The organism is Vibrio sp. SCSIO 43133, from assembly GCF_023716845.1.
In the GTDB taxonomy this organism is placed as follows: Bacteria; Pseudomonadota; Gammaproteobacteria; order Enterobacterales; family Vibrionaceae; genus Vibrio; species Vibrio mediterranei.
This window is the reverse complement of sequence record NZ_CP068024.1, coordinates 2132248-2150922: the sequence shown is the minus strand read 5'-3', so window position 1 is coordinate 2150922 and position 18675 is coordinate 2132248. Positions and strand designations below refer to the sequence as shown.

21 protein-coding genes are annotated in these 18675 nt (G+C 43.3%); 13 read left to right on the top strand and 8 right to left on the bottom strand.

The genetic code is table 11. From position 1 onward, the window contains the following. Nucleotides 1-47: 47 nt before the first annotated feature. Genes JKJ11_RS10190 through JKJ11_RS10165 form a run of 6 tightly spaced genes read right to left on the bottom strand, consistent with a single transcriptional unit; the run spans nucleotide 48 to nucleotide 4025 of the window. Nucleotides 48-1427 (bottom strand): AMP-binding protein, encoded by a 1380-nt coding sequence (locus JKJ11_RS10190; protein WP_252039109.1) that lies wholly within the window; start codon nucleotides 1425-1427, stop codon nucleotides 48-50. 24 nt (nucleotides 1428-1451) lie between these two features. Next, a complete protein-coding gene (locus JKJ11_RS10185) occupies nucleotides 1452-2009 on the bottom strand; it encodes a COG4648 family protein (RefSeq protein ID WP_006071852.1) in 558 nt (185 codons plus the stop codon). Further along, entirely contained in the window at nucleotides 2009-2266 is a 258-nt protein-coding gene (locus JKJ11_RS10180) for an acyl carrier protein (protein WP_006071849.1), read from the bottom strand. Before JKJ11_RS10180 ends, JKJ11_RS10185 begins: the two co-directional genes overlap by 1 nt. A gap of 15 nt (nucleotides 2267-2281) precedes the next feature. Next, nucleotides 2282-2542, bottom strand: a complete 261-nt coding sequence (locus tag JKJ11_RS10175; RefSeq protein ID WP_006071847.1) for a phosphopantetheine-binding protein — start codon at nucleotides 2540-2542, stop codon at nucleotides 2282-2284. A gap of 10 nt (nucleotides 2543-2552) precedes the next feature. Next, nucleotides 2553-3341, bottom strand: a complete 789-nt coding sequence (locus tag JKJ11_RS10170; protein WP_252038119.1) for a lysophospholipid acyltransferase family protein — start codon at nucleotides 3339-3341, stop codon at nucleotides 2553-2555. A gap of 15 nt (nucleotides 3342-3356) precedes the next feature. Then, nucleotides 3357-4025 carry a beta-ketoacyl synthase chain length factor gene (locus JKJ11_RS10165; RefSeq protein ID WP_240206052.1) on the bottom strand — a complete coding sequence of 223 codons (669 nt, stop codon included), beginning with the start codon at nucleotides 4023-4025 and terminating at the stop codon, nucleotides 3357-3359. Nucleotides 4026-4095: 70 nt separating this feature from the next. On the opposite strand from JKJ11_RS10165, the gene JKJ11_RS10160 reads away from it, so the two are divergent. Further along, entirely contained in the window at nucleotides 4096-4488 is a 393-nt protein-coding gene (locus tag JKJ11_RS10160) for a hypothetical protein (protein ID WP_006071843.1), read from the top strand. Between the two features lie 28 nt (nucleotides 4489-4516). Beyond that, nucleotides 4517-5587 (top strand): class I SAM-dependent methyltransferase, encoded by a 1071-nt coding sequence (locus JKJ11_RS10155; protein ID WP_006071841.1) that lies wholly within the window; start codon nucleotides 4517-4519, stop codon nucleotides 5585-5587. A 95-nt stretch (nucleotides 5588-5682) separates the two neighbouring features. Here JKJ11_RS10155 and JKJ11_RS10150 read toward each other — a convergent pair whose 3' ends face one another. Next, a complete protein-coding gene (locus JKJ11_RS10150) occupies nucleotides 5683-6942 on the bottom strand; it encodes an adenylosuccinate synthase (protein WP_107307001.1) in 1260 nt (419 codons plus the stop codon). A gap of 146 nt (nucleotides 6943-7088) precedes the next feature. Here JKJ11_RS10150 and JKJ11_RS10145 point away from each other — a divergent pair, with 146 nt between their 5' ends. From JKJ11_RS10145 to cyoE, 6 genes are all read left to right on the top strand, one after another. Next, nucleotides 7089-7955, top strand: a complete 867-nt coding sequence (locus tag JKJ11_RS10145; RefSeq protein WP_252038118.1) for a LysR family transcriptional regulator — start codon at nucleotides 7089-7091, stop codon at nucleotides 7953-7955. Nucleotides 7956-8431: 476 nt separating this feature from the next. Continuing rightward, nucleotides 8432-9313: a ubiquinol oxidase subunit II gene (gene cyoA / locus JKJ11_RS10140; RefSeq protein WP_124939862.1), complete on the top strand. Its 882-nt coding sequence runs from the start codon at nucleotides 8432-8434 to the stop codon at nucleotides 9311-9313. Nucleotides 9314-9318: 5 nt separating this feature from the next. After that, nucleotides 9319-11355: a cytochrome o ubiquinol oxidase subunit I gene (cyoB, locus tag JKJ11_RS10135; protein ID WP_252038117.1), complete on the top strand. Its 2037-nt coding sequence runs from the start codon at nucleotides 9319-9321 to the stop codon at nucleotides 11353-11355. Continuing rightward, nucleotides 11345-11944 carry a cytochrome o ubiquinol oxidase subunit III gene (cyoC, locus tag JKJ11_RS10130; RefSeq protein WP_252038116.1) on the top strand — a complete coding sequence of 200 codons (600 nt, stop codon included), beginning with the start codon at nucleotides 11345-11347 and terminating at the stop codon, nucleotides 11942-11944. The genes cyoB and cyoC overlap by 11 nt, the downstream gene beginning before the upstream one ends. Further along, the gene (gene cyoD, locus JKJ11_RS10125; protein ID WP_252038115.1) at nucleotides 11941-12252 is read left to right on the top strand and encodes a cytochrome o ubiquinol oxidase subunit IV; all 312 of its coding nucleotides are present in this window, start codon (nucleotides 11941-11943) and stop codon (nucleotides 12250-12252) included. Before cyoC ends, cyoD begins: the two co-directional genes overlap by 4 nt. Nucleotides 12253-12259: 7 nt before the next feature. Then, nucleotides 12260-13126 carry a heme o synthase gene (cyoE, locus tag JKJ11_RS10120; protein ID WP_006071827.1) on the top strand — a complete coding sequence of 289 codons (867 nt, stop codon included), beginning with the start codon at nucleotides 12260-12262 and terminating at the stop codon, nucleotides 13124-13126. Between the two features lie 64 nt (nucleotides 13127-13190). On the opposite strand, the gene JKJ11_RS10115 is transcribed toward cyoE, so the two are convergent. Next, nucleotides 13191-13562, bottom strand: coding sequence for a c-type cytochrome (locus JKJ11_RS10115; protein ID WP_006071826.1), 372 nt, complete (start codon nucleotides 13560-13562; stop codon nucleotides 13191-13193). Nucleotides 13563-14173: 611 nt separating this feature from the next. Between JKJ11_RS10115 and JKJ11_RS10110 the strand changes: the two genes are divergently transcribed. From JKJ11_RS10110 to JKJ11_RS10090, 5 genes are read left to right on the top strand one after another with little or no spacing between them, the layout of a single operon-like run. Continuing rightward, nucleotides 14174-14617, top strand: a complete 444-nt coding sequence (locus tag JKJ11_RS10110) for a PTS sugar transporter subunit IIA (protein WP_038222468.1) — start codon at nucleotides 14174-14176, stop codon at nucleotides 14615-14617. A 13-nt stretch (nucleotides 14618-14630) separates the two neighbouring features. Continuing rightward, nucleotides 14631-16034: a PTS mannitol transporter subunit IIBC gene (locus JKJ11_RS10105; RefSeq protein WP_286036698.1), complete on the top strand. Its 1404-nt coding sequence runs from the start codon at nucleotides 14631-14633 to the stop codon at nucleotides 16032-16034. Nucleotides 16035-16082: 48 nt separating this feature from the next. Beyond that, nucleotides 16083-17354, top strand: a complete 1272-nt coding sequence (locus tag JKJ11_RS10100) for a zinc-binding dehydrogenase (RefSeq protein WP_006071821.1) — start codon at nucleotides 16083-16085, stop codon at nucleotides 17352-17354. Nucleotides 17355-17412: 58 nt separating this feature from the next. After that, nucleotides 17413-17931, top strand: coding sequence for an MltR family transcriptional regulator (locus tag JKJ11_RS10095; protein WP_006071819.1), 519 nt, complete (start codon nucleotides 17413-17415; stop codon nucleotides 17929-17931). A gap of 9 nt (nucleotides 17932-17940) precedes the next feature. Beyond that, nucleotides 17941-18672, top strand: a complete 732-nt coding sequence (locus tag JKJ11_RS10090) for a nucleoside/nucleotide kinase family protein (RefSeq protein ID WP_252038114.1) — start codon at nucleotides 17941-17943, stop codon at nucleotides 18670-18672. The last annotated feature ends 3 nt before the right edge of the window (nucleotides 18673-18675 follow it).

Genomic DNA, 18675 nt, shown 5'->3' with positions numbered 1-18675 from the left:
AAATGTAAGTCGTGTAAATGTAAGCAGTGTTCTTTGAGATAAACGAACTATAGCGAGTCGGCAAAAAGCTTCTCGAGTTCAGATGCTTGCCTTTTACCTTGGCTGTTCAATGGTATTTCTGCAACGACTCGAAAACGTCGTGGAACCGCGATTGGCTCAATCCATTGCCTCAATTCCGCGCGCAGCAGTAGCCAAAATTTGCCTTTCCCTAGGGATTTAAGCTTATCAAGACCCGCGGGCGTGAGTACGATAGCAGCATTGAGTGACAAGCGTTGTTGATCGTGACAGCAGAATACGGCACTTTCGTAAATCCAGTCTAGCTGATCGAGACGTTTTTCAACTTCAACTAAAGAAATGCGCTTTTCTTCTATTTTGACAATACGGTCGGTTCGTCCTTTTAATTCAAAGCGTTGTGCATCATGAAATACACAAGCATCCGCAGTTTGGTACCAGTTGTCAGCATCAATATGTGGTGATTTGAGCTTTAAACATTGTTCGTGATTTAGCTCAGCTTCGATGCCGGGAAATAGTCGCCAAAATTCACTTGGACTGTATTGTTGCTTGTAGGCAATACCACCAGTTTCCGTGCTTCCGTAGACCTCGATAGGTAATTGTCCAAAAAGTCCGTGCGCGTGTTTCGCGGCGTCGTAAGGTAATGGTCCTCCTGATGAGAACAAGGCGCGTATCTCAGCAGAGTCTGTCTGGGTCGATAACCGCTTGAGTAGAGCTGGGCTGCTCACTAGCACACGATTGGCCGACGCATGAGTCATCACTTGCTCAGGATACTCTAGGTTTCGGCAAGCAAATGCACGCCCAGTGCATAGTGGCCAAAGTACGCGAAACAACAATCCGTAGATATGTTGATGAGAGACCGTGCTTTCGACTAGGGCATTGCCCAGCAGATCGCCCCAAATAGATTCTAGGATGGCAATTTCTGTGTCTAAGTGCTCGAGTGTTTTAACAATAGCTTTAGGTGTTCCACTCGAGCCAGAAGTAAATAAGATGATTTCAACTTGCTTTAAGTCAAGGGCAGAAAATGATTCTAGGTTCTCAAGGTGAGAATCAATAGCGACCTTTTCGCATGGCTTGGTCGCAATGGGTTCAATGCCAGCGTCATGGAGTAATAAATCGAATTGAGAGGAAAGCTCAGTCAATGCCGCATTTTGGTAGTTACCGGGAAGGACCACACTTTTGCCCGCATAGCAGCAGGCTAAGAATCCAACGGCAAATTGATAGCTATCTAGTGTGCACACTGCAACGCGCTGTGAGGTCGAGTGTTCGAGCATGTCACTCGTGGCACGAATGTCGTGTAAAAATCGCTGCCAAGTCCACTGTTTTTCCATATCGAATGCGACAATGTCTTCACCGATTTTAGAGGTGCAGAGCAAGTGCGCAAGCGTCTGGTGTGTGTTGTTAGTGCGGTTCATCTGCTCAACATTTGCCATATTGAATTAATCCTTGCGTACAAACTGTCTGATTATCCACTCACCTGCAAAAAGACTTCCGGCTGCTAGATAGCTAATCAATCCGTTGTACAAAGTCCAAACCTCTAGCGTTTGAAAGCAAGTGTAGAGAGCAATGCCCGCGTTGATAATAAAAAAGGCACACCATACTTTGGTAACATTTCGAGTATAAGAAATGGCACTTGCGGGTAAGTCGGGTTCCTGAAGACGAGCAAAACGCTCGATGATGGATTGTGGCTGCGTTAAACTTATGGCGAAAACGGCCAACATACAAAGATTAACGACGACGGGATAAAAGGTTAGCCATCCGTGCTGTTTAAATAGAGCACCTAATACACTAAGCGTGATTCCAGTGAGGCCACTTATCCATGCGAGCTGTTTGAGTTCCTTGAACTTTGCCTGCTTGCTAGAAATGATTCTTACCACAAATACTGTGATAAGAATCAGACTGATAGCTTGGAGACCAAATCGTTCTGCACCGAAGTAGACGGCAAAAGGATAGGCAAAAATTACGATTGCAGACAGTATGGTCAGCAAAGCTCGCATTATTTATCTTTCAATAGCTCAGTCACAGAGACCACAACGTCATTAACGGTGCGTACAGCTTTGAACTCTTCAGGCTTGATTTTTTTGCCCGTTACTTTTTGCAAGTGAACTACTAGATCAACAGCATCAATGCTATCTAAATCAAGATCTTGATAAAGGTGAGCTTCAGGTTGAATATCCGCTTCGTCAATTTCAAACAGCTCCACGAGAGCGTCTTTTACTTGGTCAAATACTTGCTGTTGGTTTAATTCTGTCATGCTGATATCTATCGATTAGTTGCTAGTTTGAGACGAAATGTACTTTGCAAGGTTTGCTACAGATGCAAAGTGTTCACGTGTATTGGTATCGTCCGCGTCAATTACGATATTGAACGTTTTCTTAATGGCTAAGCCGAGTTCAAGAGCATCAATGGAATCTAGCCCTAGACCATCACCGAACAGTGGTGCATCAGTTTCGATATCGTCAATAGTAATATCTTCAAGGTTTAGGGCGTCAATAATTAGTTGTTTGATTTGGTTTTGTAGTGCTTCCACAGGGTCCTACTTATTGGTGTTCATTTTCGGGGAAAATCGCTTCGGCCAAATAACGGTTTAGTTTTCTTGCCGCTAAAGTCGGAGAATTAGTTTGCTCAATAAAGGGCGTGATTTCAATCTTACCCTTTATTTCGACATGGAAAAAGGGCTTGGTCTCTGGAACTTGGTACCACTTTTTTTGTTTCGTGAGAAAAGAGGGAGTTACAGTAATGTGAACTACCCGCAAATCACGCTGAGTACGCACGGCAATTTGAGCCGCACCTCGTTGTAGCTTTGATTCGACACCAGGAGTGGTGCGTGTTCCTTCAGGGAAAACGAGTAACACGTTGCCTTGATCAAATCGTTGCTCGCAAATTGTAATAACATCATCTGGGGCTTCATTAGGAATATAGCCTGCCGCTTGGACGATGTGCTTCATAAACGGGTTACGCCATATTGCACTTTTCACTAAGCAATCACATTGCTTAAGTTGCGAGGCAATCAAAACGTAATCAATTAGACTTGGGTGATTAGCCACAATTAGGCAATTGCTGTCGTTTTCTAACACATCAGCGCCAGTTATCTTGTAATCGATAGCACCAGTAAATTTCATTAACCGACAAAATACATGGAAAGAAGATTGAATCAATGCCTGTACGCGATGTTCTCTTAGTTCTGTCTCAGATGTGGTTCGGATAATGAACGGAATTAGCACAAAACTAAGCACTAATCCCCCAATGCCAAACACACTAAAGCAAAAGCCTGTCGCAGCAATACGCCAGAACTGATTAACTTTTAGATATAGAGACTTCACTATCATGCGATTATTTTTAGGTTATGACTGCGTTGAGGCTAAAAGGTGTCGAAGAAAGTCCAAAGCTTGCGGTTGATTAGACGCCTTTACGGGAGGGACTTGTATCGAATTTCCGCGAGACAATACCAAACCAAGGCTATAGCCGCAAAACTCTTGATCTTTGAATTGTTGATAAATCTCAGGTAGAGGTTCATCAAAATCTACAACCAAGACTCGATGTTCAGGGTTTTCTTCTAAGTAACTCCACGCTTCAATTAATGCACTATTAAACGTATTGTCCGATGCTGCAATGGAAGTGACTGGAATGGCCTTCTTTGCTGCAATGGTAGTGAGTCCGGCTGCCGTATTGTGTACAGATTGAGAAAACGCCATTGGAGACGCGTCGTCACCACTGACAATAGTTTTAATTAATTCGGAACTGCGTCGTAGCTCACCATGTCTACTAGAAAAAACAATATAATCAATATCCTGTTCTTCCATAAGCTCAAGTGCGCATTGGACGGCCAGCTTACTTAATGTACTCATACGACGGCGCATCATGGCAGGTATGCGGTTCACTTCTAACGTGCCTTCGCTAGGGCAGTTGCCTGTATGGTACCAATCTTGCCAATCAGAAAAAGTATGCAGACCGTTTGATTTTGCACTCCATGCGTCAAGGTGAAAGGAAATTAATGGAGTTGAATTTGACATAAGGTATTGATTTATTTAGATACGACTGGATAATTATATCGTTTTATAAACTAAAATGTAAGGAATTAATATGAAAGCGTTAAAGTTCGCGATGGCAGTTGTTGTAGCATTGGTCGTAGTAGGTTGTGGAAGAGTCCAACCTGTACTGAATTTTGACAATGAGCCGGTAACATATGATTTGACCGCAGCACAAGTCAAGTCGGCGATTACCGAAGCTGCGACGAATCGCGGTTGGGTGATCACTGAACCTGAAGAAGGCGTTTTAAAAGCAGCAATTCTGGTTCGTAGCCATGAAGCTGAAGCTAAAATTCCTTACACTAATAAATTCTATTCAATTACTTATGTAAGCTCTAAGAACCTAAAAGCTGCAGACGGCGAAATTCATAGAAATTACAATCGCTGGATCAACAATTTGAATACTGATATAAGAAAGCAACTTGCCGCTATCGCAGCAGCAAAATAATTGAACAGAACAACCACCAGGAATTGATGTGTCAAAACAAAATATTGATCCATACAATGCATTTGAAGCAAAGACAGCGGCTCAAGAGCTGTCTTTTGCCCCAATTGTATTTCAAGCCGCTCGCACTTTACGAGACCTAGGGATTTTAGCTGAGCTCGATAAAGCGGGAGAGCAGGGACTAAGTGCTCCTGAAATTGCCCAAGCAACTGGTGTCTCTGAGTATGGTGTCAAAGTACTACTCGACATGGCAATCAGTGCCCATATCGTATTGTGGAACAAACCTAACTATTCGCTAGCTAATATGGGCTTCTTTTTGCTTCATGATGGTATGACTCAGGCAAATATGGATTTCACAGCTGATGTTTGTTACGCCGCTATGATGCATTTGACGGAATCGATTAAAGAAGGCAAACCAGCGGGTTTAAAGGAACTTGGTGAATGGGAAACCATATATCAAGGCTTGTCTCAGTTGCCAGAGAAAGCAAAAGAGAGTTGGTTCAAGTTTGATCATTTCTACTCGGACAGATCGTTTCCTATTTTATTGAAAGAAGTGTTTAGCCAAGAGCCGAAACATATTGTGGACATTGGTGGTAACACCGGTAAATGGGCGATGCAATGTTGTGGCTACAATAGCGATGTTGAAGTAACAATAGTCGATTTGCCTCAACAGCTTAATGTGGCAATGAAGAATGTGGCAGACAATGGCTTTGCGCAGCGTGTACATCCTTTCCCTGCTAACATGCTGGATAAGTCTCAAGCCTTACCTGAGAAAGCAGATGTCTGGTGGATGAGCCAGTTCTTAGATTGTTTCTCTCCAATGGAGATTCTAACGATTTTAAGAAATGTTCGTTCTCAGCTGACTCCAGATTCAACGGTCTATATTCTTGAGTTATTTTGGGATGCACAGAAATACGATGCGGCGTCGTTTAGTTTGAACGCGACGTCTCTATATTTCACCTGTCTAGCAAACGGTAATAGTCGTTTCTATCGCAGTGAAGACTTTTTAGAAATTGTCGAAGAGTCCGGATTAGAAGTGGTGGAACGTACTGACGATATTGGTTTAGGTCATACTTTACTGAAATTAAAAATAAAGTCGTAATAGTACGTGATTCATTCGCACCAACTTTTAAAGTTATAAAATGCAACAAGCCCAGCTATCGAGCTGGGCTTTTTTACCTGTGAAGTTCGCTGCTGTTAATCGCGAATTATCATCTGGTCACGCTCTGGACCAACGGATACCATGCGTACAGGCACACCCATTAAGCTTTCGATACGTGTCACATAATCTTGAGCTGCTTTTGGCAACTCCTCGAAACTACGACAGCCGGTGATGTCTTCATCCCATCCTTCCATTTGCTCGTAGACTGGAGCCAGTGCAGCCGTTTGAGGCCAAATAGGGTTTTCAGTATGTTCGCCATCGTATGCGACGCAGATTTTTAAATCTTTTAAGCCCGTCAAACAGTCGATTTTCGTGAGTGCAATTTCTGTGGCCGCTTGTAGCTCAACGCCGTTTTTGGTGGCTACGGCATCAAAGAAACCCATGTCACGTGGGCGACCCGTTGTTGCACCGAACTCGTTAGCGCTTTCACGGAAGTTATCTTGCTCTTCCATCGCTGTAACCAATGTACCTGTCCCAACGGATGAGCTAAATGCCTTAGCTACCGCGATCACGCGTTCAGGTCTAAGGGCTGGTAGACCACTGCCGATACCTGCATAAGCGGCTGTTACGTTAGATGACGTTGTCCAAGGATATTCACCGTATACTAGGTCGCGACCTGCACCTAACTGTGCTTCAAACAACAAGTTCGCATCTTTAGCTTGCAGTGCTTTTAGTGGCTCGGTGACATTACAAATAAATGGACGCCAAGATTTGGTCACCTCTAGTAGCCATTCAGTGATTTCTTTTGCGCTTTGTGAATAGTCACATTGTGGATAAAGCGCTTTTAGCTGAGGCATTTTCCAATCGAGCATAAATTGAAGGCGTTGCTCTAGGACTTCAGGCTGTTGTAACCAACCGACTAAAATACCTTTTTTCATCACACGATCGCCGTAAGCTGGTGCGATACCTTGTCGAGTTGAACCGTAAGCGGCATCGCCTAGACGTTGCTCTTCTAAAGTATCCTCAAGAGCGTGAAGAGGCAGACATAATGTCGCACGGTCTGAAATACATAGATTAATTTTAACGCCTGCTGATTCGACCTCAGCTATTTCTTCACTTAGTGCGGCAGGGCTGATGACCATACCTGGGCCAAGCACAGCGGTACAATCAGGATTAAAAATGCCACTAGGAAGTTGGTGCAGTTTGAAGGTACCGAAGTCATTGACTACAGTGTGACCGGCATTGTTTCCACCTTGAAAGCGAATGCTTGCAGACGCGTCTGCAGCTAGAAAGTCAACGATGCGGCCTTTGCCTTCATCACCCCAGTTAGCACCTACAACAACGATAGACGACATAATAAGTTCTCCTAATTGATTAGGGAGTCAGCTTAACCCTGTAGTGTGAATAAGAAAAATTAATTATAATTATTAAGTTAATAAGGAACTCATATCGGAACTATGATTATTCTATTGACTAACTCACGCATTAAGAGGGAAGAAAAATGTTAGATATTCATTGGTTAAAGACGTTTGTAACGTTGGCTGAATACAAGCATTTCGGTAAAGCGGCCAATGCGTTGCACATGACTCAGCCTAATGTGAGCTTACAGTTAAAACAGTTAGAGCAAACAACAGGCGTGAAGCTGTTAGATCGTAATCCTTTTCATCTCACGCAAGCGGGTGAGCGTTTACTACAAAGCAGTATCAAGACGTTGGAAGAGTTACAGGTGTGTCAATCCGATCTGAATGCACTTAATGAGTTAGACAAGGGAACCATCACCGTAGCAGCAAGCGATATAATTTCACGTATGCTACTTATTGGTGCGTTTAAACTGTTCAGAAATGCTTATCCTGGAATGGATATCGTGCTTTTAAATACCACGTCATCTCAAGCAGCAGATTTAGTTAAAAAGGCCGAGGCCGATGTGGGATTTGTTATTTCCCAACAGCAATCTCAGCCGTTGCACTTTGTAGAGTTACAACAGGTCAAATGGGTGGCGTTTGGTGAAGGGTTTCAACAAGCTATCGCCAATCAAAGCGAAATTACTTTGATTCTACTTGGCCATGACACCCGAACGCGGGATCTAATTGATGACGCGTTACCCAGATTAAATCTTTCGAATTATCGTGTGATGGAAGTAGGGAGCGTTGATGCACAAATTGATTGGGCTGAAGCTGGTTTTGGGGTGGCAATTATCCCTGAGTTTGCGCTGTCAACGAAAAGAAATATTCAGACAGATGTTACGCCGTTATGTGATTTCCCGACAACGAACCTTGGTTATATTGTTCGTCAGAATCAAATCTTGTCTAAAGCGACTAAACAATTACTTCAATGGGTCGGAGATGAGATGATTATTTTACAGAAATAAGGGTTTATGTGAATTGCAGTGTAATTTATATGTTAACTTGAAATCCTAAATTCATGAATAAAATCACATTTCCATCGTTGTGGTGATAACAATAATGCAACAAATGACGTGTTATTGAACGCATTTGATAACAACGTAAATATACCTTCAAGTACCTTTTTAATTATTTAATATCAATTAGATAGTAATACTATCTCGCCTCAGTTCTTACTATCACATCCCGTTGTCTAACTTGATTCACGCAAGCTTAGATTTCAAATACGACAGATGTGCTTCACATTTTATCTACGCATAATGCACTTGCTGTAACAATATATTTCAAAGTGTAACAATAAATCCATGTTTGAAGCATGGGTTTTACGCTTCACCTTGATGATTTTGCTTACACACGCTCAACAAAAACATAATTCTAACTAATGGGTTTTGACAACGAGTTCCGACAATGTAGTCAAGCCCGAATATACTCGAGAAAGTTAATGAAAGCCTCAAGATATCAAAGCATCTTGCTTAGGGGAGGTGTGGCGACTGCCATACTTACTCTTTCTGGATGCAGTTCTGCTTTACTTGACCCCAAAGGTGCAATTGGCGTTCAAGAAAAAGAGCTGATCATCACTGCTCTTTTGCTGATGTTGATAGTTGTCATTCCTGTGATTCTGATGACGGTTTATTTTGCTTATCGGTATCGTTCAACTAACACCGAAGAAGAGTACGCTCCAGACTGGGCTCACTCGACCAAAATTGAGGTGGTGGTTTGGACTATCCCGATTATTATTATCGCGATTTTGGCGGTTATCACTTGGCGTTCTACTCACGCTTTAGAGCCATCTAAACCCATCCCACATCCAGAAAAACCTTTAACAATCGAAGTGGTTTCACTCGATTGGAAGTGGCTGTTTATCTACCCAGAACAAGGGATAGCAACGGTTAACTATGTAGCCTTTCCTAAGGATGTTCCGGTCACATTCAAAATCACTTCTGACAACATTATGAATGCGTTCTTTATCCCGAGGCTCGGCTCTCAGATCTACGCGATGCCCGGCATGGTGACGCGACTAAATCTGATTGCGAACCATCAAGGAGATTACAAAGGCTTTGCTTCTAGCTACAGCGGTAAAGGGTTCTCCGAAATGAAATTCACTGCCGCCGCTTTGGAAAACAAACAGGCCTTTTCTCAATGGGTGGACAAAGTGAAACACAGTCCAAAACAGATCGAAAACTGGCAGCAATATCGAGCGCTGGCAGAACCGAGTGTGGCTGATCCTGTCAGTCTTTATTCGAGTGTCCCTCCCGCGCTGTTTAATGATGTTGTAACTCAGTATCCAGGTTCGATGAACCGTTTACCCGAACACGAAGGATAAACGTTATGTTTGGAAGATTATCGCTCAATTCGATTCCATACCATGAGCCGATTATTGTTGTCACTTTAGTCGTGATTGCGCTTGCTGGATTAGCATTAGTCACGGCCATTACTAAAGCTAAAAAGTGGCAATATCTTTGGAATGAATGGTTTACCACAGTTGACCATAAAAAACTGGGATTCATGTACATCGCTGTGGCAATGGTGATGTTGATTAGGGGCTTCTCTGATGCGGTGATGATGCGCAGCCAACAACTGCTGTCGTCTGCTGGTGAAGCCGGGTACTTGCCACCCCACCACTATGACCAGATTTTTACTGCACACGGCGTGATCATGATATTTTTCGTTGCCATGCCACTTGTGATTGGTCTTATGAATATCGTCGTTCCTTTGCAAATAGGAGCGCGAGATGTCGCCTTTCCTTATCTAAATAATCTCAGTTTTTGGCTGTTTATTGTTGGCGTGATACTCACCAACCTATCGCTTGGTGTTGGTGAATTTGGTCGCACAGGTTGGTTGGCGTACCCACCATTGTCAGGGATTGATGCAAGCCCCGGGGTCGGGGTCGATTATTGGATATGGGCGTTACAAATATCTGGTGTCGGAACAACCTTAACCGGTGTGAACTTCTTTGCCACTATATTGCGCATGCGAACTCCATCTATGCCGTTAATGAAAATGCCGGTATTCACTTGGGCATCTTTGTGCGCCAATATTCTGATTATTATTTCATTCCCCATCTTGGCGGTTACCATTGCGCTGTTGACTTTAGACCGTTACTTAGGAATGCATTTCTTCACCAATGACTTTGGCGGCAACATGATGATGTACGTCAACTTGATTTGGGCATGGGGACATCCAGAGGTGTACATCCTAGTACTGCCAATTTTCGGTGTCTTTTCGGAAGTCACAGCGACGTTCTCACGCAAAAAACTGTTTGGCTATACCTCACTAGTTTGGGCGACCATTGCGATCACTATCTTGGCGTTTGTCGTTTGGTTACATCACTTCTTTACCATGGGATCTGGTGCAAACGTCAATGCATTCTTCGGCATTGCGACCATGATTATCTCGATCCCTACAGGGGTGAAGATCTTTAACTGGTTGTTCACTATGTACAAGGGACGAGTACGCTTTACCACGCCAATGTTATGGACACTAGGTTTCTTGATTACCTTCTCGGTCGGCGGGATGACTGGTGTATTGATGGCGGTACCGGGTGCTGACTTCGTACTACACAACTCGGTCTTCCTAGTTGCGCACTTCCATAATGTGATTATCGGTGGTGTGGTGTTTGGTTGCTTTGCTGCTATCACTTACTGGTTCCCGAAAGCAACAGGTTTCATGATGAATGAGACGTGGGGCAAACGAGCATTCTATCTCTGGATTATTGGCTTCTTGATGGCGTTCTTACCTTTGTATGCGCTGGGCTTTATGGGGATGACGCGACGTCTTAGTCAAGATATCAACCCTGAATACTTCCCATTACTTGCTGTTGCAGCAGCAGGAACTGCCGTAATTGCACTCGGCGTTGTGTGCCAGTTCATTCAAATCTATGTCAGTGTTCGTGATAGAAAAGCGCATCTCGATCTCACTGGAGACCCGTGGGGCGGCCGTACCTTTGAATGGGCAACCTCGTCACCTCCGCCGTTCTATAACTTTGCACATTTACCAAAAGGCGACCAAATTGATGCATTTTGGTATCAGAAAGAAAGCGGTGAGTTTGATCCAATGAAGAAAGTGGAATATCAACGTATTCACATGCCGAAAAATTCGCCGACAGGTATCTATATTTCAGCTTGGGCACTGGCCTTTGGCTTTGGAATGATTTGGTACATGTGGTGGTTAGCGGCCATTAGTTTCGTTGGCATTGTCGTAAGTTGTATCAAACATAGTTACAACGATGATGTGGATTATTACGTCGAGGTTGAGGAAATCGAAGCCATCGAAAACGCTAGACGACAGCAGCTTGAACTAGCCAAGCAACACACTCATGCCGACGGAAATAAGAAGGACGATATGGAGGTGAATTATGCAGGGTAGTGTGAGTGCACCAGTTCATGATAGCCACGATCATAGTGATAACAAGCTGTTTGGTTTCTGGATTTACTTGATGAGTGACTGCGTGCTTTTCGCAACGTTGTTCGCTACTTATGCGGTACTTGCCAGTAACCCTATGACGGGGTCATTAGCGAGAGAACTGTTTGAGTTGCCGTTTGTCTTCGTAGAAACCATATTGCTGCTACTGAGTAGTATCACGTTTGGTTTTGGCATGATTGCGATGAAGCGTCAGGATATTACCAACCTCAAGTTGTGGATGAAAGTAACCTTTCTGCTTGGGCTAGGTTTTATTGGCATGGAAGTGTATGAGTTTCATCACCTGATAGTTGAAGGATATGGACCTCAAACCAATGCTTTCTTGTCAGCATTCTTTACTTTAGTTGGGACTCACGGCCTTCATGTGACATTTGGCTTGATCTGGATGGCGGTGTGTTATCACCAGCTGTCGAAGAAAGGGTTAAACAGCAACATGACGATGCGTTTTAGTTGTTTAAGCCTGTTCTGGCACTTCTTAGATATTGTTTGGATCTGTGTATTTACCATCGTTTATTTACTGGGAGTCATGTCATGAGCAGTAATACAGATATAGCTGCATCAGACTACATCAAAGGGTTTTGTGCGGCTTTGGTACTGACCGTAGTACCGTTCTATTTGGTTTGGGCACAATCTCTGCCAGCGAGTACAACGTATTTTGTTTTATTTGCTTGCGCGATTGTTCAGGTGTTTGTTCACTTCAAATACTTCCTACATATGGAAGCGAAGGCCTCTGATGGGCAGTGGAATTTGGTTTCGTTGCTGTTCACCATCGTTGTGGTGTTTATCCTCATCGCCGGGTCGCTGTGGATAATGTACAACATGAATATGAACATGATGATGTAGAGGCAGTATGCTCAAAAATTATCTGACGATTACAAAACCAGGTATTATTTTTGGCAACATGGTCTCAACAGCGGCAGGGTTTTTCCTTGCCGCTAAAAGTGAGCATGTCGATATTACCTTGTTCTTTGCAGCACTCGTTGGTGTGGGGCTAGTCATAGCGTCAGGCTGTGTTGTGAACAATATTTTCGATAGGGATATTGATCAGAAGATGGAGCGAACTAAACATCGCGATTTAGTTCAGGGTTATGTCAATATGGATGTCGCGTTTGTTTACGCGCTATTCCTCTTGCTTGTTGGTACAGCGTTGTTATATCAGATGACCAATCCACTATCTGCGGTTGTTGTGCTCATCGGCTATGTCTTCTACGTGTTCTTTTACACCATGTGGTACAAGCGACATTCAGTGTATGGAACCTTGATCGGAAGTATCTCAGGAGCAGTACCTCCACTTGTCGGTTACTTAGCGGTCACTAATTATTTGAGCGTTGAATCTGTCTTATTGTTCCTGTTGTTCTGTCTTTGGCAAATGCCACACTCTTACGCTATTGCGATTTTTCGAATGGAAGATTATCGTCAAGCGGGTATTCCTGTTTTACCTGTTAAGGAAGGCTTGAATAAAGCGAACCAACATATTCGACACTATGTGTTGGCATTTTGCGCGGTTGCTGCCGCACTTTTCTTTGTTGGTGAGGCGAACTACGAATATCTGATTGTAGTAGGAGCGATGAGTGCGTTCTGGGCTCGAGTTACATTCCGCGATATGAATAGCAGCAATTATATTGATTGGTCCAAAGCGGTATTTAAAGTTTCGTTGCTGGTGGTGACAAGTTTCAGCGGAGTGCTAGGACTAGAGCTACTACCCCTTCATTTTTAATTGACAGGTTCACAGTCGTGATTGACGATTCGTGAACCTTTTATCCTTAAACTTTTCAGATTGTTTATTGAATGGACTGCACATACGCCAAGATATCAATAGCATCTTTCTCGGTAAGTACTCCCTTAAAAGCAGGCATACCTTCGTCGATTTTTCCCGCTAACACTTTATTAGCAATTTGGGTGGGTGTTTTGAAAGGTTTGTTGATCTTCTGAGCGATATCGGCTGGTTCATTTGGCAGAGCGTTAGCCGCTACACCATCACCATGCCCCTTAGAACCATGACAGGAGATACACAGCGCCTCGTATTTTTGTTTTCCAATAGCGACGTTGCCGTCAATGGGTGGCTTTGCTGCTGAAACGAAAGTGAAACTGCCAATGAAAAGCGCCATTGCACCTAATAATGTTGCGATGAGTAATTTCAATTTGATCTTCATATTGTGTACTTCCTATGTGTTTTCTCGAATCCTAACGACATAAGAATGAATAGTGGGTGAATATAAAGTTATATTTATATTCATCAGTTAGTTATGTGAATATTCTCAGTGGATAGACTAGCAATCAAAAAGCAGAAGGGTTGAGACGCGGCTTATTACTTCCAAGAATAAAGAAATCAGCAAACACAATCGTGGAAGAATAAAGTGAAGTGTAAAGTTACCTGAAACTGAGCAACAAATTATTGTTGCTTTTATTAATTTGGTGAAAAGTGTGCTACTAGTGACTGGAATAGGCTTTAAAGTGCTTATAAGTAATGATCTCTATATCACATAAAAGCGATCGTCAATATGAATAATGTGATCAAGTTCAATATTTATGTAATTTAAGAAATGTCCAAAAATGATGTGCGTATCAACTTTGTTCTATTGACTTGTAATTAAAATAAAATATTTACCAAAACTTTCAATTGTAATATGTTAACTTGATCATTACTTGCCTATTGACAGGTAATTTTTTGTGATTTGTATCGCAATTGGTGCGGAATTGCATGTCCCCAGGAAAAGAACTCATAATGAACTCAACGAAACGACATTCATTATGGGACAAGACAATGCTGTATGACTTAATCGACCATGACCTAGTAGACGTTGTAGAACATGATAACACATCATGGGAACAGGCTGTAAGAACGACAACACAATACCTCGAAGAGAAGGGCTATGTGACGTCGAATTACGCTGATGCCATTATTCAGTCTACCATCGACAATGGTCCTTACTACGTTTTGTGCCCGGGCATCGCGATGCCGCATGCTCGCCCTGAGGCCGGTGTATTAAAAACCGGTTTAGGCATTCACATCTTCCCTGAACCAGTAGACTTTGGTTCAGATCTTGGCCCCGCTAACGTACTGCTAACCTTAGCTGCCAAGGATTCAGATACTCACATTCAAGTAATCCAATCTTTAAGTGAAATGCTTGTCGACGAGACAAATATAGAGAAGCTCGCAGCAGCAAAATCGAAAACAGAAGTATTGGATATTATAAAAACCTGCTAATAAGGAATGTAACGTGACTACAAATATGAGAGCGAAAGTGCAATCATTTGGCGGACATCTTACCGCCATGGTATTGCCCAATATAGGCGCATTTATTGCGTGGGGTTTTATCACTGCGCTATTTATCCCAACAGGCTGGATGCCTAACGAAGCGTTTGGCAGCATTGTTGGCCCAATGATCACTTACTTGTTACCGCTGTTAATCGGTTACACAGGTGGTCAACTTGTTGGTGACAAGCGTGGTGCAGTAGCGGGTGCTATCGCTACTATGGGTGTCATCGTAGGTGCTGACATTCCAATGTTTGTTGGTGCAATGATTATGGGCCCACTTAGTGCATGGGTTGTGGTGCAAATGGATAAGCGAATCCAACACCGTATCCCGTCTGGCTTTGAGATGGTCGTGAACAACTTCTCACTGGGTATCGTAGGTATGCTTTTGTGCCTATTTGCTTATGAGGTTGTTGGTCCTGCTGTGACTGCTGCAAACTTGTTCGTTAAATCAGGCATTGAAGCTTTGGTAGCAACAGGTTTCTTACCTCTACTTGCGATTATCAATGAACCAGCAAAAGTATTGTTCCTAAACAATGCAATCGACCAAGGCATTTATTACCCTCTAGGTCTTCAAGCTGCGGCTGAAACTGGTAAATCCATCTTCTTTATGGTGGCGTCTAACCCAGGCCCTGGTCTAGGTATGCTACTTGCGTATGCAAAATTTGGTGAAGGTTTGTCGAAGCGTTCAGCGCCAAGTGCCATCATCATCCACTTCTTCGGAGGTATCCACGAGCTTTACTTCCCATATGTTTTGATGAAGCCAATCATGATCGTAGCAATGATTGCTGGTGCAGCGACAGGTATCGCAACCTTCAATCTACTTGATGCAGGTCTAGTAGCGGGTCCAAGTCCAGGTTCTATCTTCTCTTACTTGGCGCTAACGCCGAAAGGAAGCTTCCTAGCGACTATCGCTGGTGTGACAACAGCAACAATTGTTTCTTTCTTGGTAGCAAGTGCCATTCTGAAAATGTCCAAGAGCACAGAGTCTGAAGAAGACTTCGAGCAATCAGTCACCAATATGAAGGACATGAAAGCGGAAGGTGCTATCAACACAGCGGCTGCAACTCAAGCTACAGCTGAAGGCAAAAACATCAAGTTCGTTGCATTTGCTTGTGATGCTGGTATGGGCTCAAGTGCTATGGGAGCGTCTACCTTCAAGAGAAAACTGACACAAGCGGGCTACGATGTCGAAGTGAAGAACTTCGCTATCGAAAAAGTACCTAGCGACGCAGATATAGTTGTGACTCATGAGAGCCTAGAAAGTCGAGCAGTGAAAGCAACAGGGTTGCCTGTAATTACTATCAAGAACTTTATTAATGACCCAGCACTAGATGAGCTGCTGGTGACTATCGAACAACAAGCTTAATAACTATTATTTCGGGGGCGTCTCGGCGCCCCTATGAGGAGAGAGAACATGGTTGAAACTACGGCAGCTGTCATCTGCGGAGAAAAGAACATTCAACTTCGCACTTTTGACCTACCAGCTATTTCGGCGGATGAACTACTGGTCAAAAACATTTCTAACAGCGTTTGTTTATCAACGTATAAAGCAGCGCTTCTAGGTAGTAAACATAAGCGTGTACCAGAAGATATTGCAGAAACACCAGTTATCACAGGTCACGAGTATGCCGGTATTATTGTTGAAGTTGGTGACAACCTAAAAGACAAGTTCAAGCCAGGAGACTCTTTTGTACTCCAACCAGCAATGGGCTTACCATCTGGTTACTCTGCCGGCTACAGCTACGAGACATTTGGTGGTAACGCTACTTATTCAATTATCCCAAAAATCGCTATCGACCTTGGCTGCGTGCTTCCTTATGAAGGGAACTACTTTGCTGACGCTTCGCTAGCAGAACCAATGTCGTGCATTATTGGCGCCTATCATGCGAGCTACCATACAACTCCTTACGTGTATGAACATGATATGGGTATCAAAGAGGGCGGGTCACTCGCGCTTCTCGCTTGTGCTGGTCCAATGGGTATCGGTGCTATCGACTACGCGATCAATGGTCCAGTAAAACCTAAACTACTGGTTGTTACTGACATTGATGCGGAACGTCTCGCACGCGCTGAGAGCTTAATTCCAGTAAGCACAGCGGCGGAGAATGGTGTTGAGCTTCACTATGTGAATACGGCGAATGTGGAAGATCCAGTTGAGTACCTTAAATCACTGAACGGCGGATTAGGTTACGATGACGTTATGGTCTACGCCGCTGTATCACAAGTATTAGAGCAAGCGGATGAGTTGCTAGGTAACGACGGCTGTTTAAACTTCTTTGCTGGTCCTACAGATAAGAAATTCAAAGTACCGTTTAACTTCTATAATGTGCACTACGAAGCGACTCACATTGTCGGGACGTCAGGTGGTTCTACCGGAGACATGATTGAGTCTCTAGACCTTTCTGCAAAAGGGAAGATCAATCCATCGTTCATGATTACCCATGTAGGCGGCCTACAAGCAGCACCAGATACGATTCTGAACCAGCTCGATATTCCGGGTGGTAAGAAGCTGATTTACCCTCACATAGACTTGCCTTTAACAGCAATCGACCAGTTTAAGACTCTAGAAGACAGTGACCCATTCTTTGGGGAATTGGACGCGATTTTGCAGCAAAACAACTATGTTTGGAATGCAGAAGCAGAAAAAGCGTTACTGGAGTTTTATGACGTGAGTTTGACGGTTTAGTCGAAGCTTATTTATGTGGTAGCCTCACGGTTACCACATAATCAAAAGGTTAGAAACTTTGTCACGAATTGAAGATTTATTGGAGAAATTGGATGAGTGCGATAACGCCACCGCCTTTCTTCAAGTTTCAAACAAAATTATAAACCTCAAATTAAAAGCCATACTTCCATCGGTATTCGTACAAGACGAACTAGTGAAGGAGTATGCTGTGGACCCGTTGCTGAAAGAAGATGGGCCTCTCGTGACCACAGATGTGGTGTCAAAGTTAGTATTCGCAATGGGTAAGATTTCGCTAGAAACCTATTCGGATATCGGCCTTTACGACCAAGTGCTGGAGTACGCCTTGTCTAGGCCAGAAAAAGTGTCGTTTAGTGATGACATGATTTATGACTTTATCGAGAATCAAGCCATTTTATCTTCGCAACAAGATAGCTTTTATATTGAATCTCTAAAACAACTTAAGTTCTCTTCATTTGAGACGTTTTCACAGATGAGATACGAATCTCTCATCATCACAGTCCTTAAACTGTCTTGTGAAATGCTCATTCAAAAAATAGAAGAGGAGATCCATCAGTAAGGTGTCACTATGAAAGTGAATTTAAACGTTAGCGGCTTTGAAACCCAAGCTGAATTTCCCAATAGCGACGTTGAACAAATCCATAAACCCCTAGTCGAAAAATTCTCCAAACTCTACAAAGAAAAACAAGACCGAGTCATTATCTTTCTTGCTGCGCCTCCAGGCAGTGGAAAATCCACACTTGCAGCATTTTGGGAACATCTGTCAGAGCAAGACGAAGCCCTAGAAACCTTGCAAGTATTACCGTTTGATGGCTTTCACTTTCCAAATGAAATCTTAGACAGCAATAGCACGACTCGAAATGGTAAAGAAGTATTACTTCGCTCAATAAAGGGCGCTTATGAAACCTTCAATCTGACTGAACTGGTCAGAAAACTAAGACAGTTAAAAGACCCTGCGCCTAAATGGCCTTATTACGACCGAAATCTTCACGATCCCGTGGACGATGCATTGATTGTCGATAAGAACATTGTAGTTATCGAAGGAAACTATTTATTGCTAGATCAACCGGTTTGGAATGGGTTAAAGAATTTTGCTGATTTCACGGTGTTCATCGATACCAACCCTCAGTTCTTACAAGATCGTTTGGTGAACCGTAAGATTCGCGGTGGTACATCCGAGGAAGATGCCTTGGACTTCTACTACAAGTCAGATGCTATCAACGTCGATAACGTACTGAACAACTCTCAAAAAGCAGACTTGAACCTATATCTAAACCAAGATGGTTCCTTCAAGATTTAAGCG